The organism is Pedobacter sp. UBA5917 (genome assembly GCF_002432345.1).
GTDB lineage: Bacteria > Bacteroidota > Bacteroidia > Sphingobacteriales > Sphingobacteriaceae > Pedobacter.
Genome location: NZ_DJDT01000028.1, coordinates 1 through 14,490, shown reverse-complemented (window position 1 = coordinate 14,490; position 14,490 = coordinate 1). Strand labels below are relative to the sequence as shown.

The window sequence follows — 14,490 nt, the reverse complement described above, 5'->3', positions numbered from 1 at the left end:
CAGGCCGATGTTGTGGCCGCAGGTGCCGAAGTCTGACTGCCCCAGCCACCAGCTGCTGCTGCGGGAGATCCCCAGCTGCTGCTGCCCGAGGTATCGCCAATGTCTGAAAGGTCGGAAGGCGGAAAGGTTTTTAATTTAACCTGGCTTTCAATCGGTGATATTTCTTTAAGCGAATCCCATATGCCCCTGTATTCGCTCAATAATTCTTTACCCATTGATGAGGGGTAAGACCATTTTAGCGTATGGGGTTCGTGGCCTTCCATAAATAACTGTGCATACACATGGAGGAGCAATGTGCTTAAATAGGCGGTTTTGTAACTCTTATCAATCTGCTGGGTAGACCATTTCATGTTGTACACCAGCTCGGCCCTGCCAATGCGGTTGTAACCTAAAATATAGCGGTTATTCTCTGCATTTTCGATAGGCAGATTTTTTTCAAAACAGGGAAAACCACCTTTTACGGCCTGGGCCATTAACGAGTTAACCTGGATATTGCCCTCGTTTACTACCCTTCTCGAATCGTGTATGGTGAGTACAGATTTAATGGAATTGGTGAGGATTTCGTCGTTCTGGAAAAAGAAGATTTCATCTTCCACCGCTGGTCTTTCGTCGTTGTTTTTGCTATCTGTTGCCAGTAATGATACCCTTTTGTTGGTGAGTTTCAGGTTTTCGCAAACCTCGTTCCGCTGATCGGAAAAGTAAGCGATAGAAGAATTTGTACTGCCAAAATCGACACCTAAAAAAGCCGGCGACAATGCCCTTGGTGCGTTTAACATATTGATGGGTAAAGCCTGTGTATTGCCCGATCCATCGTAACGGATAATTCCAAAACCACAATCAACACCTGCATGTGCAAACTTCACACCTTTAAAAGGTTTATTGCTTTCGTATATCTCGTATTTATATTTATTATCAGCTACCGCATTATTAGATGCAATGTGCAACTGCGCTTTAATATTGCCATATTTTTCGGGAATTACTGCTGCCTTTCCGTTATTGGCGAGGTATAAAGGAGTGCCCTTTTCATCCAGTACGATCCTGAAAAAATCGTCGTCAACATTTCCGATAAATGGCGTAGCCTGAAATTTGGCATCATTATGCGGTACTTCCGAATAAAGAAAATAACGGTTCCATTGTTTGGAAATAAAATTTGGCCACATTAAAATGTCCTTACCACTTATCGATTCGGAAGTGACCCTGTAAATTACCTCTTTTACAATTTCGTTTCCGGTTTCGGTATACAGCTTTAACTGAACAATTAAACGTTCGCCATCTTTATCCGTTGGGTCGTAAATGGCGCTGATCCGCGATTTTACATTCGATGATTCCGAAATACCCGCCAATGCATCAAGTGTGGCACCAAAAACATTTAGAGCCAGCGGTGTTAATGGCAGGGTAAAATAAGCATAACTGTTCAGCTGCCCTTTGGTTTCGGCCGCCAATAACAATATGGGTTTCGATTTCAGGAAATTCCGGGTTTCCATGCCCTCCCTGCCAAAATCGATCTGCGCAATTTCGATGGTATCCGGAAGCAGTAAATCTTTTGGATCGAACAGGATACTTCCTTCTTTCGTTTCGTTGTAGATAATTCCCTCCGAACCGAATAACGCTGTAGAGTAGTTAAAAAGAAGGCTAAAAGGGTAATTGAACAGCGAGCCAACTTCGGGCGGAGTAGATTTATCAAGTTTTGGGTAGCCTTTTGCCTGCTGATAAATCACCATATCGTTCATCCAGGCCTGGATACAGGTAGAAATATTTCCATACTCCGGCCTGATCAATTCTTCTACGCCTGCATAATTTAACCGGAACCTTTCAATGTTTTCTAAAATGTGTTTGGCATAACCGTATAGGGTAAAAAGTTCCTGTGCACTGATTTCCGACTGTAAAGGATCAATAAATTTTCCGTTCTGCACGTTAATGAAAGGAAATTTTTCCCTGATCTGATAGGAAACGGAAGTAAACACAAAACTATCGGGAGAGGTTCCGCCGATTACAGTGCCCTTGAACGAAATTACATCGATAAAAGGCACTTTATCGGCATTATTTGCCAATGATTGATCGCACCATAATGGTTTACGCTCAAACAGCATATTGCCAAATGCACCGATAGGTTCGTAAATGTTTGTTGTGGTATTTAAATGTTCTCCATCTGTATAAGATAGATGGATTCTATTTGCTTCTATATCTTTATAGTTTAAAGCTATACAGCTGATCAATCCTTTCCATTCGCTGATCAGTGATTTATAGAAGAGCATCAAACCCGATGTTCCGGCCTCTTTATCACGGATATTATCCAGGGCACTTTTAAATAAATTGGCCCTTGCAAATACCGATGGTATGCCCGATACAATGGTTCCGATATTAACAGAGGAATTACCGTCCTGGTCTACTGCAATTTCGGGTATCAGGATGTTTTTTGTAAATACTTCAAGCTGGGGGATTTTATCCCAGGCAAATTCGACTCCGTTCGGCTCTGTTTTGGGATGGACTTTTATCGCCAGTGCTTTGATTCTTTTATCCAACATGGTGCTTTAGTTTATATCGAAGTTTTGTGAAATGGTAAGTGCATTAAAAATGTGCGCAAGGAATTTCTCTTTGGTGGTATTTACTTTCTGCTCCTCTTTGGGGTTGGTGTTGATCAGTTTTTCAACAAAAAGATCATAACGGTCCCTAAAAAGGCCCCCTTTGCTCCAGTGGTGTTTTTCATCTAGGAAAATGGTTCCAACATCCAGTTTTTTTAGTTCGGAAGGGTTATCCGGAAAGGCCTTGCTATCAAAAAGGAACCTGCCGGGTGCAACGGAGTTTCTCACTTGATAAAGCCAGCCCGGTATAAATCTGGCATCTTTAAAGGTGTAGGCAAAAAGTTTGAAATATTCGTTGATATCTTTACACTCCGCATCGGTAATGGTGCTGTACTGGTTGAGTTTTTGGTTTTCGCACTGTTTTATAAAACCTTTTATACCGCCATCATCAAAAGCTCCGCCGTTTTTGGTTAAAGAAATATGCGCAAGGGAGAAGAACGCGCCCAGTTTGTTTACGAATATTTCGCCCGATTTATTTTCGTTGCCTATAAAGTCGTCGAAAGAGAAGTTGAACGAATTATCTTTAAATTCTACCGCTTTATAGAGGTAATCGGCCTTTGCGCTGTTAAAACCATCGTTTCGCGTAAAAAAATCGTAAGCTGCACAGGCACATAACAGTTCGGTAATGTGGCATGGATTTTTCTGTTCGCTGCCACCGGTTATGGTTTGATTGGAAACATTGTTGCCATCAATTTTTTTGCTTTCTATCGGCCAGCCGATATGGTATAGCAGTTTATAACACTTTTGGACGGTTGGATCGCTCTGGTAAAACTGCAGTGCTGCCTGACTGTTTAGCGGGAAGAACGACGAATCGGCAATTACGCTATTGGCTTTACTGGCTTTCTGTTTATCATCGGGTTTATTAAAAGTGAAATACTCTGTTAATAAGGTAGAACCGAATTTAGCTTTGGCGAAATCGATACTGGCATTGCCATTGGAGCGGATTTTTACGAAATCCTGTAAGGCCTTGGGGATTACCGGAATAGCCGATGCACCTGTGCCGCCAAATATAGATCCGAAAATAAATACCCTTGCATTTGCTCCTGCGCTTTCCAGTTTACCCATAAAAGTATCCAGTTCGCGTTCCTGCGATTGTACTGCAGCACCTTTGATGATGTTGCGGGCGGCTTCTACTATGCCATGGTACATCAGCATAGAGCCGAGGTGAGTTTGTGCCCGGTAACCATGATCTAAAGCAAACTCCTGTACCGAACCATTGTCTAAAAACAGGTCTGATATTAATTTATTAGCTTTTTGCTGTTCGGGCGAACCAGTGGTAATTTTGCTGATGTTTTTATAGGTTTCCCTTCCAGGGCCTGCATAATTGGTGAAAAACCGGTGTAAATTCAGTTTTGCCGAAAAAAAGGTATTGGCATTTGGCGTTCCACCTACGCTGGTACCCGTTGTTTTAACCCGGTTGTAAAGGCCGATCAGTTCTTCAACCCGGCCTTTATTCCCGTTATTCTGATCGGTATCGAGTGTGAGTATTTCGATTTCCTGATTATCGAACATACCTATTCCACATAAGTGGGTAAAGGCTTCCAAACAACGCATTCCGGTACCACCTATGGCGATTACGAATAATTTATCCATTTGATTTTTTTATTAAAGGATCAAAACCAGTGTCCGATTTTACCGGTTGCAAATACTTTGCTCAATACAAAGCCGATAATGATGTAGAGGACGAAACCGATAGCTGTGCCTATACTTAGGGCGGTTACATAATTATTTACGACCATGATGTTTGCATCAGGCTTGAATGCATAATAGCCCAGTAAATAACATACTGCCGGATTTAAGATGGCCAATACCCAAAACCAGGTTTTGCGTGCTTTGGGATCTTTAGGGTTGCTGCCTCCCTCAAACTTGATGGCGTTTGCAATAAGGGCCGATAACAGAAGAAAGATCAAGGCGGTAATGATTGAGATGATGTAAGCTGAAGTTGATTCCATTTTAGAATTTATTTTAATGATTTTAGGTTACTGTTTGGTTTTGATGTAGTAAGTGTATACCACTTTATCAACAGGTTTAATTTCCTGTAAAGTGTTTTTAATCGATTCTGATAAAGCGGTATTAGGTGTGTTTTTGGCATTTACCCATTCGAATTTGGCCATTTTTGCGCCCTGTAGATTAGGTGTGGCCGTATTTGATACAATATCTACCCTGATCAGCGCTTCGGGATTGTGGATGTTGGATACACTGAATTTAGGATCGAAAGAAACACCAAATTCTACATGTTTTGGGTTTGATGCCCTGGTATTGGAAAAAAGGGTTTGGTTGAGGGTAAACACCTCGTTGAGCGGGCTTGGGGCCTGTGCTTTATAAATCCACTGTTCCTTTAATTTTCCATCGGTATTGTAACAGGCAAGTGCAATTGCATCCTTTTCCTGTTCAGAAAATTTGGCTTCGCCATTACTCCCTTTGGTTAATTTGGGCTGGTGTTTTTTAGCTTCTTCTGCTTTTGCAAAATTTTCGAAATCGGTGCTTGCATCCGAAACTTTCACACTGAAATTTCCGAAAGTATAACTATCATCATTGCTGAGATCGATAAAAAGTTTTCTGAAGAAATCGTTAAACTGGTTTTGACCGGCATAGGTGCTATGCAGTTGATCTATGCTTTTCCAATCTAAGCCGAGTGGATAAAACTCAAAGCGATGTCCGTTTTTAAGCCCATTGATATAACTTTCTTTTAAATCGAGTACATTTTTCGCTTTGTCCGATTTAGCACTTTCGTCATAAAAAATGCCACCTGATTTTTCTGAAGGATACCCGGTTGATAACTGATAGGTGCTGTTGGATAAATCGAATCTGGTGGTTGCAGGGGCAAGTTTCGATTCTAATTTAGAAATCAAGCTGCCTGCATCTGCATTGCCACGGCTGAATATGGTGAAATAAAGGTGTTTGTTAACCTTGCCTTCTTTATAATCGGCAATAAAAAAATGGACAGCATTTCCTTTTTCGAGCCATTTAGAGAAAGGTATTTTTAGAAAGGCCGTATTGGTAACTTCTATGTTTTTTTGCCATTCCTCAAAATCGGTAATCAGAAGCGCATCGCTATTACCGGCAACAATTTTTTCTACCGTTGATTGCAATGGCGCCCAAATATCAACATATTGTTTTGGGTCGCTTACCTGTTGCCCCAGCTCGGTAGTATTGGATACGTTGAGCAATGATATTTTGTTGGAACCCAATTTGTAAACCTCAAACTGTTGGGCCAGAATGGTGTTAAAGCAGGCCGACATCATGCCTTTAATAGCTGGATCACTGAAAGCCTTATTTATACCAGACGAAAAATCGATGTAAAGTGCTGGTGTGCCTTTTTTAATTTCGTTGCCCGGAACAATAGTGTTATGGTATGCTTCGATACGTTTCCCCAGATCCTGATCATAAAAGTTGAAATTTGTTGCAGCGAATGGATCTTCTGATGGTGATCCTCCAGAACTTTTACAAGCCGAAATTGCAAATAGTCCCAATAATCCCATTATCCTGAAAAAGTTCAGGGTATTGCCTGTTTTCATAATTTATACATTTAATGCTTTTAGTTATTGTTTAGCTGATCAAAAGTATAGGCACAGAAACGGCAATCCTTACGGAAAACCGTAAAGCGGAAATTATGGGAATAAAAAATTGAGATGATGTTTAATTCACAGAATTATTTATGTTTAATTCTGCATTCTATAAAGCTCAGTTGATTCAAGTAGTTATAAAAAATAAAGACTGCATGGTATAATTTACCACCTAAGTCACCTGAGAACACCTAAGCTATTTAGGGGCACAGGCCAATCGCACATCTGCGAATTGCTAGCTTAACCATATAAATAAATAATAGCCCCATAAGCTTATATGTTCCTTAAATGCCTTATATGGTGACAAAAAATGCTTTAATTTTAACCATTCTGCTTATTATTTTAATTCTGCATTCTATAAAACTCAGTTGATCTGAGGTGAATCAGGTGGTTATAAAAATAAAGATTGCATGGTATAATTTGCCACCTAAATCACCTGAGAATGCCTAAGCTATTTAAGGGTACAGGCGAATCACACATCTGCGAATTGCTGGCTTAACCATATTGTAATATAAGGGCACCTAAGCTTATATGTTCCTTAAATGCCTTATATGGTGATAAAAAATGCTTTAATTTTAACCATTCTGCTTATTGTTTTAATTCTTCATTCTATAAAGCCCAGTTGATCAGAGGTAACTTAGGTGGTTATAAAAATAAAGATTGCATGGTATAATTTACCACCTAAGTCACCTGAGAACACCTAAGCTATTTAGGGGCACAGGCCAATTGCACATCTGCGAATTGCTGGCTTAACCATATAAGTAATACAAGTGCATATAAGCTTATATGATCCTTAGATGGTGATAAAAAGTGGAATGATTTTTTGGTCTGTCGGCTTTGGTATTTATGCTCCCCGCTTATCGCCAAACGCCCTCCGCCTCACGCTTCATTACCTTATTCCTTTGTATCAATAACCGTCTCATATAACCGGTCAAGGACAGTTTTTCAACCAGCCACCCTAAAATGCCAAAAGGAGCTTTAAACTCAAACACATCGGTCATTTCGGTTTGTGTACCAATGGTTTTAAATAGATGTTGGTGATGAAGCTTTTTAAACGGACCTTTAATCATTTCATCGGTAAAAGCGTTCGGGTAATCAAAAGCTGTAATTTTATTGGTCATTTCGAAGTAAATGCCAAAATGTTTGGCCTTCCAGGTAACCGATTCATTTAAATTGATCAATCCATTTACTTTGCCTGCTATGGCCTGCTCTCGCGAATGATGCATAGATTGCATATGAAGATCAATATTCCTTGCCAGATCGAAGCAGCGCTCAATCGGTGCATTAATCAATGTTTTTAAAATGATTGTAGGCATAATTAACGATTTTGTAATATGCTTAGCGGTTGGCGCCAGGCGGTTTACGTTTATCATCCGGTTTCCAGGCGAGACATATTGATCAACGTTTTAAAGGATGGATGGCATCAGCTTTAGTCTTTCCTCTTTGGTCTTTCTGCTTTAGTCTTTCAGCTTTCAGCTTTGGTCTTTTTACTTATTTCCCTGCGCCCAGCGCTCAGCGCCTCCATTGCCTCACCCACTTCCCTATATTTAAATTCAAAACCACTGTTTAATAATACGGTTGGTTTAACCCACCTGCTTTTTAAGATCAGTTCCGTTTCGGTGCCGATAATTTTTGCACCAATGGCCAGTAGCCATGCAGGTGTAGGTAAACCAAAACCAACGCCAAAAGCTTTCCGCATGCTGTGCATAAAAACATTGTTTTTAACTGCATTTGGTGCGGTGCAATTTACCACACCTTTTATTTCAGGATGGTTTAATAACCAATCGATACTACGGGCAGTGTCTTCCTCATGTATCCAGCTCATATATTGCCCGCCGTTGCCCTGTTTACCGCCCATGCCCAGCTTTACAAGGTTGAGCAATCGCGGAAAGGCACCATCATGTAGACCCATTACAATGCCCATCCTGAGTGCTATTTTCCTTGTTTTAGGTGTTTCGTTTTCAAAAAAGCTGCTTTCCCAGGCTTTGCATACTTCAACAGAGAAACCTTTGCCTATTTCGCCCATAAATTCATCCTGCGCATGATCTTCTGCATGGCGGTAAATCGTTGCAGATGTAATATTGATCCAAAGTTTAGGAGGGTTTTCCAGTGTGTTGATTGCCTTGCCCAATAAACGGGTGGGGATCAGTCTTGAGTCGAAAATCTCCTTTTTGTTCTGCTCTGTATACCTGCAGTTTACATTTTTACCACAGAGGTTAACCAACAGGTTGGTGCCTGATAAATTATTAACCCAATCGCCCATCGTTTTTCCATCCCATAGCAAGGTTTTAATATTGCCATTATCGGCTTTTGGTTTTCTGGCTAGAATAATGACTTCATCGGCAACTTGACTAAAGTATTTGGCCAATACATTACCTAAATAACCATTGCCACCTGCGAGTACAATTTTTCCGTATTTCATGATGTTATAATAAAAAGATTAAACCCAAAACCATTAAGCGGTAAAATGCCCAGCTGATACTCATCAACCATCCCAGTTTTAATAATTTGCTCCTGCGGATATGTTCTAAAAACATCAGTCCTGCAACCATTAAAAAATACAGGATAAAAAAGACAGGTTGTACATCAAAGTACTTTGCCAAAACCAGCATTGGTAAGAGCAATAATGAACCTGCAAAAGAAATGGTCATCATGTTGCCCAGGTAATCCCAGAGTTTTTCTTTCCGGTAAAAAATAATAATAGCAACCTGGAAGAATAACTGTCCGCCACAGATTAAATATTCGCGGTATTTGCTTCCCAACGGTACAAAATCGGTTAACAAATGTGCATAGCCAGTTAATATATAAGCCGTAACCAACCAGGTAAAAAGTAGGTAAGCAATACGGTAATGGATTTTAAAAGTAGGCTGTATGGTATTTTCCTTGACCGCTGCGGGTATAATTACCTTACGGTTGTAAGAAATAAAAGCATAAAATTTCTGCATCAGGTAAATAAACGGACTGAACATAAATAGAGGTTTGAAAAAAGGCATGGCATTGGCGATAATTTTGAACAGACTTTGAATGCCATAAGTTACTTCTCCATTTTCGGTGTTTAAGAGGGCAATTTCGTTGGCTGACCGCTGCCTGTCTACCAACGGACAAATATCATGTGGCATTTCCTGATAAGCCGTTCTGCCACCTTTTGCCAGCATACCAGTTTTAACAAAAGCCTTGGTATAGGCATAACACATCGGGCATTCATTGTCAAATAAAATCACATGGTTTTTTAGCGTTTTCATTTTATTTAAATTTTAATACTTTCAGTAAATTATGAAACATTGATTTAAAAAATTAAGCCGAACTATTGGTAAGGCTTTTTTGGGGTTTAGGGTTTAAGGTTTAAGGCGTAAGGTTTAGGGTAACTCTGTCTTGATACTATAATCTTGAAATTTGCTACTCCAATCTAGCTTACCCAGTCTCACATCTCCAATCTAGTGTCTCACATCTCTATTTAAACACCTTCAATATCGAACCCCAGAACCAGCTTTCGTCTGCCTTTAACATCGTTTCTAAAGTTTTATCTACGTTTCCGGCGAGTTTGTTAATGTCTTTAATCGATTTCTGGAAAGTTTTAAATTCAGGGTCTTTTTCGTCACCTTTTACCGCAGAGAGTTCGTTTAATACCTTTAAAACAGGTTCAAGTTCTCTTTTTTTACGTTCTTTAGCTACCTGACGGGCAATATTCCATACATCTTTATCTGCAAAAAAATATTCTTTACGCTCACCGGCCTTATGTTGCTTTTCGATCAGTCCCCAACCAATCAGGTCGCGGAGGGTCATGTTGGCATTCCCCCTCGAAATACTGAGCTGCTCCATAATTTCTTCAGTGGTAAGTGCTTCCGGCGAAATCAACAGCAGCGCATGTACCTGTGCCATGGTGCGGTTAATTCCCCATTCAGAGCCTAATTTACCCCAGGCTTCTATAAATTTTAATTTTGCTGCTGCCAATTCCATATACAAATATAACTATATTTTTAAACTTTCAAAAATTATTGAAACTTTATTTTATTTGAAAATGTTTACTGCTTATGCTTTAATTCTTCGAGTACATTTTGCCAGTTATGCTGTCCGCCGCTTACCTTTTGTAAAAGGTCTTTTTGCGTTGGGTCAAAATAAACCGATAGTCTTAAAACAGGCAAAGCCAGGCCCGGTTTAAACATGCTTCCCGGGGCAAAACCAGGCTCGTTGTTTTTTGCCCTGTCGCGATCGAACTTAACTTTTGTATTTACATACTCTTCGTGCTGTTTTTCGCCCTTAATGTACGGGATGAGCCATTCTACCGATTTTTTGATCGACGATTCTTTCGGCGATTCGTAGGTATAAAAGTTCGTGCTGTTTGCCCTATCGATCATAATCGCCAGCTTCAGCATCGGTTCCAGGTCGTAAATGTGGTAATGCATGGCATCGCGCTCTTTAAAATCAAGGCTCGTACCGTCGGCATATAAATTAATATTGATGTGGCTTTTCAGGTTATCAATCGCCCATTTAACCAATTCCTGATTGTTTAGCGCATAACCGATTTCGCCAACTTCTTTTAACCGGTGCGCATTCCAGTTGTTAATGGCCGTTCCCCTTCCGGGTTTCATGCGTTTGCTGTTAATTTCTGCCCATGCGGTTTCGCTCAGCCATTTTTCGATCTCTTTTTTAGCCGTAGCCGGAATGTCGGTTTTAATCAGGTCGTAAGCTTCAACCGCCGGATCTAAGTTGGTATCATCAATGGGATCGCCATTGGGTTTATTGTTTTTTGCCCATGCGGAAAGAAATTCTACACATTTGTTTAAATATTTTTGATCTCCGGTAATCCGGTAGGCCAGGGCCAGTGTAAACATTTTGTTCATATCGGCCAGGGCCTGCTGCGTTTTCACTTTCTTCGGATTACCCTTTAATAAACCTTCTGTTCTGATGGTATCTATTGGGTTGGGCTGATCTTCAAGGTATATTAATGCCGATTTTTCGAAGCCCTGATACAGTTTTTGGGTTTCTGTATCGTTTTTGATGGCACTTTTCAGCTTTGCGGTTTCATTGCTATTTAAACTTACAATCTGCCCGAACGAAACAAAAGATAATGAGGCAAATGCGATTGTAACAACAAACTTTCTCATAATAAATGGGTTGAATTTTGATTCTCTGCTACAAATCTAATTTTTTATTCAGCATGCATTTAATTTATTCCTTTTTTATACCGCCCAAATTTTTATTTTTGACGTTCGTTTAAACTTAAACAAACCTTAATGAATAACTGGTTTAATAAAAATGGCATACACCTGGCCATTATTGCATTTTTTGTAGTCATTACTTTTGCCTACTTCAGTCCTGTTTTGCAGGGAAAAGCGCCACAGCAGGGCGATGTTTTGCAGGCCAAAGCCATGCAGAAAGAAATTATGGATATTAAGGAAAAAGATGGCAAAGGGCCACTTTGGACCAACCAGATGTTTGGCGGTATGCCCGCTTACCAGATCTGGGTGCAGTATCCGCTTAACATTACCACTTATGGTATCGATGTAATTAAAGGTGTGTTCCCTGATCCTGTTGGGACAGTGGTATTATACCTTTTAGGTGCTTATTTATTATTCTGTGTATTGAGGATAAACCCCTGGCTGGCAGCTGCGGGTGCCATAGCCTTTGCATTTACCTCATATAACTTTATCATTATAGCAGCAGGGCATAGTAATAAGGCCCTGGCCATTGGATTTTTTGCCCCTATTTTGGCGGCCATTATTCTTACTTTAAGGGGTAGGTATTTGGTTGGTGGAAGTTTATTGGCATTATTTATGGCCCTTGAGATCCGTTCGAACCACATCCAAATGACCTATTATTTATTTATAGCGTTATTTATTTTGGGCTGTATTGAGCTTTACCATGCCATTAAAGCAAAACAGCTTGCCACTTTTGGTAAATCCGTTGCTTATATCGTTGCAGGTATTTTTCTTTCGGTTCTGGTAAATGCAGGTACCTTATGGACAACTTACGAGTATGGTAAGGAAACCATCCGTGGTAAATCTAATTTAACTACCGATAAAGCAGAACCTGCAACAGGTTTAGATAAAGCTTATGCTTACCAGTGGAGCCAGGGTGTTGGCGAGAGTTTTACTTTCCTGATCCCTAATTTATATGGTGGTGCCAGCGGCGGACAGCTAGATCCTAACGGAAAGTTTATTAAGATTTTGCAAGATGGAACGGTATCAAATGCACTTGCCCCAATTTATGGACAGGAAACAGAAAAAGCTTTAAATGCAATTGCCCAAAATGCAGGATCCAATTACTGGGGAGATAAACCAGGTACTGCTGGCCCTTATTATTTTGGCGCTATCATCTGTTTCTTATTTGTTTTTGGTTTATTTATTGTAAAACACCGTTGGAAATGGTGGATATTGGGAAGCAGTGTTTTGTTGTTGTTTCTTTCATTCGGACAGAACCTACCATTTATTTCCGACATCTTTTTTGATTATCTACCGGGTTACAATAAATTCAGGGCAGTAGAATCTATTCTGGCAGTAGTTGGTTTGTTGGTTCCTTTGTTGGCCATTTTAGCTGTTAAAGAAGCCCAGGAAGGTAAATACGATCAAAAATACCTGGTTCAGCGCCTTACCTGGTCGGCTGGGATTACCGGAGGCTTTGCACTTTTAATTGCCATTGCCCCGACAGCATTTTTTAGCTTTACCAATGCTACGCAAACCCAGTTAACAGGATGGTTAAATCAGATCACACAAAATAATACCTCGTTAACAGCTCAAATTCTCGACGCTGTTAAATCCGACAGGGTAAGTTTGGCACGTACTGATGCTTTACGCTCGTTATTGTTTATCGCAGTTGGTTTTGCGATTACATGGGCTTTTATCACTAAAAAAATGAACATGCAACTGGCTTTCGGCTTGTTGGCTTTGTTTGTTTTGATTGATTTATGGCAGGTAGACCGCCGTTACCTGAACAACCAGAATTTTGTAAGCAAATCTGATTTAAATAACCACTACCAACCGAGGGATGTAGATAATTTTATCTCTGCCGATAAAGATCCAAACTTCAGGGTTTTCGATTTATCGTTAGGCGATCCGTTTAAAAGTGCCGAAACTTCTTACTTCCACAAAACGGTTGGTGGTTTCCACTCAGCAAGGTTAAAACGTTTCCAGGAACTGGTAGATAACCAGATGACGAAAAGCATCAATCAGGACGTATTGGATATGTTGAACACCAAATACATCATTACACAGGATCCTCAAAATGGATCGTACAAAATGCAGCGCAATGCAACCGCTGCAGGTAATGCCTGGTTTGTACAAAGTGTGCAGTTTGCCAAAAATGCCGACGAGGAAATGAAAGCCATCAGTAGTTTCGATGCAAAAAAAGAAGCCATCGTTGACGAAAGCTTTAAAAATTCGATCGATACCAAACGTTTGGGTACCGGCCAGGAAGGTTTTATTAAATTAACCACCTATAACCCTGACCATTTAACCTACGAATATTCTACAGCCAAAGATGCAATTGCCGTATTCTCGGAAATTTATTACAACAAAGGCTGGAAAATGTATATTGATGGTGTAGAAAAACCATATTTCAGGGCCGATTATGTTTTACGTGCAGCACAATTAGAGGCAGGTAACCATAAACTTGAATTTATTTTCCACCCAACCTCATACTACGCTGGCGAGAAAATCTCCTTAGCAGGCTCTATCCTGTTATTGGCCGGCTTAGGTTTCGGATTTTACTCAGAAGAAAAGAAGAAAAAGAAAGCGGTTAAAGCTTAATTGTTTCTTTAAATAGATTTTCGCCCCGCAGGATACTAATCTTGTGGGGTTTTTGTTTTTTAGTCCTAAGTCCTAAGTCCTAAGTCCTCAGTCTTTAGTCTAAAGTCGATTTCTCCTGCAAATCGTCACCCTGAACTTGTTTCAGGGTCTTTCATGCAAGATAGATCCATGTCTAGCGCAAGTCTTAGTGTGAGGCATTGTGCGGCTGTGTGACTTGTGCTTTTCGAATGTTACTTAATAAAGCACAAGTCAGGCCTTTGCTTTTGGCTATTGGCGCTAAGACTTGCGCTAGAGTTGGTTTTTGTTTTTAGTCCCAAGTCCTCAGTCTTTAGCTTAAAGTCGATTTCTCCTGCAAATCGTCACCCTGAACTTGTTTCAGGGGCTTTCATGCAAGATAAATCTCCATGTCTAACACAAGTCTTAGTGGGAGGCATTGTGCGACTGTGTGACTTGTGCTTTTTGAGATAAAGCACAATTTAGGCCTTTGCTTTTGGCTATTGGCGCTAAGACTTGCGCTAGAGTTGGAGTCCGATCCCTTCCTCCGGTCGTCATCTCGAACGGAGTGCAACGTAGCCGAGAGATCTGCCTCGAGATAGA

10 protein-coding genes are annotated in these 14,490 nt (G+C 40.4%); 1 reads left to right on the top strand and 9 read right to left on the bottom strand.

What is annotated here, in order from left to right:
- The 9 genes from B2V92_RS02060 to B2V92_RS02020 form a co-directional block, all read right to left on the bottom strand.
- On the bottom strand, positions 1-2,525 hold a 2,525-nt coding region (locus B2V92_RS02060; RefSeq protein ID WP_293304393.1), incomplete at its 3' end, for a hypothetical protein.
- Positions 2,526-2,531: 6 nt separating this feature from the next.
- Positions 2,532-4,175: a hypothetical protein gene (locus tag B2V92_RS02055; RefSeq protein WP_293304391.1), complete on the bottom strand. Its 1,644-nt coding sequence runs from the start codon at positions 4,173-4,175 to the stop codon at positions 2,532-2,534.
- Positions 4,176-4,195: 20 nt separating this feature from the next.
- On the bottom strand, positions 4,196-4,534 hold the full coding sequence (locus B2V92_RS02050; RefSeq protein ID WP_293304389.1) for a hypothetical protein: 339 nt from the start codon (positions 4,532-4,534) through the stop codon (positions 4,196-4,198).
- Between the two features lie 27 nt (positions 4,535-4,561).
- A complete protein-coding gene (locus tag B2V92_RS02045; protein ID WP_293304387.1) occupies positions 4,562-6,100 on the bottom strand; it encodes a hypothetical protein in 1,539 nt (512 codons plus the stop codon).
- Positions 6,101-7,005: 905 nt separating this feature from the next.
- Positions 7,006-7,464, bottom strand: coding sequence for an SRPBCC family protein (locus tag B2V92_RS02040; RefSeq protein ID WP_293304385.1), 459 nt, complete (start codon positions 7,462-7,464; stop codon positions 7,006-7,008).
- A 149-nt stretch (positions 7,465-7,613) separates the two neighbouring features.
- Positions 7,614-8,570: a TIGR01777 family oxidoreductase gene (locus tag B2V92_RS02035; protein WP_293304384.1), complete on the bottom strand. Its 957-nt coding sequence runs from the start codon at positions 8,568-8,570 to the stop codon at positions 7,614-7,616.
- 4 nt (positions 8,571-8,574) lie between these two features.
- Positions 8,575-9,390, bottom strand: a complete 816-nt coding sequence (locus B2V92_RS02030; RefSeq protein WP_293304383.1) for a DUF393 domain-containing protein — start codon at positions 9,388-9,390, stop codon at positions 8,575-8,577.
- A gap of 208 nt (positions 9,391-9,598) precedes the next feature.
- The gene (locus B2V92_RS02025; RefSeq protein WP_293304382.1) at positions 9,599-10,105 is read right to left on the bottom strand and encodes a GbsR/MarR family transcriptional regulator; all 507 of its coding nucleotides are present in this window, start codon (positions 10,103-10,105) and stop codon (positions 9,599-9,601) included.
- A gap of 65 nt (positions 10,106-10,170) precedes the next feature.
- Positions 10,171-11,253 (bottom strand): alginate lyase family protein, encoded by a 1,083-nt coding sequence (locus tag B2V92_RS02020; RefSeq protein ID WP_293304381.1) that lies wholly within the window; start codon positions 11,251-11,253, stop codon positions 10,171-10,173.
- 129 nt (positions 11,254-11,382) lie between these two features.
- Between B2V92_RS02020 and B2V92_RS02015 the strand changes: the two genes are divergently transcribed.
- On the top strand, positions 11,383-13,893 hold the full coding sequence (locus B2V92_RS02015) for a YfhO family protein (RefSeq protein ID WP_293304380.1): 2,511 nt from the start codon (positions 11,383-11,385) through the stop codon (positions 13,891-13,893).
- Positions 13,894-14,490: the final 597 nt, after the last annotated feature.

What these genes read in the sequence shown, in the direction of transcription:
- B2V92_RS02055 (WP_293304391.1), bottom strand. Translation starts at nt 4,175, where the DNA reads ATGGATAAATTATTCGTAATCGCCATAGGTGGTACCGGAATGCGTTGT.
- B2V92_RS02050 (WP_293304389.1), bottom strand. Translation starts at nt 4,534, where the DNA reads ATGGAATCAACTTCAGCTTACATCATCTCAATCATTACCGCCTTGATC.
- B2V92_RS02045 (WP_293304387.1), bottom strand. Translation starts at nt 6,100, where the DNA reads ATGAAAACAGGCAATACCCTGAACTTTTTCAGGATAATGGGATTATTG.
- B2V92_RS02040 (WP_293304385.1), bottom strand. Translation starts at nt 7,464, where the DNA reads ATGCCTACAATCATTTTAAAAACATTGATTAATGCACCGATTGAGCGC.
- B2V92_RS02035 (WP_293304384.1), bottom strand. Translation starts at nt 8,570, where the DNA reads ATGAAATACGGAAAAATTGTACTCGCAGGTGGCAATGGTTATTTAGGT.
- B2V92_RS02030 (WP_293304383.1), bottom strand. Translation starts at nt 9,390, where the DNA reads ATGAAAACGCTAAAAAACCATGTGATTTTATTTGACAATGAATGCCCG.
- B2V92_RS02025 (WP_293304382.1), bottom strand. Translation starts at nt 10,105, where the DNA reads ATGGAATTGGCAGCAGCAAAATTAAAATTTATAGAAGCCTGGGGTAAA.
- B2V92_RS02020 (WP_293304381.1), bottom strand. Translation starts at nt 11,253, where the DNA reads ATGAGAAAGTTTGTTGTTACAATCGCATTTGCCTCATTATCTTTTGTT.
- B2V92_RS02015 (WP_293304380.1), top strand. Translation starts at nt 11,383, where the DNA reads ATGAATAACTGGTTTAATAAAAATGGCATACACCTGGCCATTATTGCA.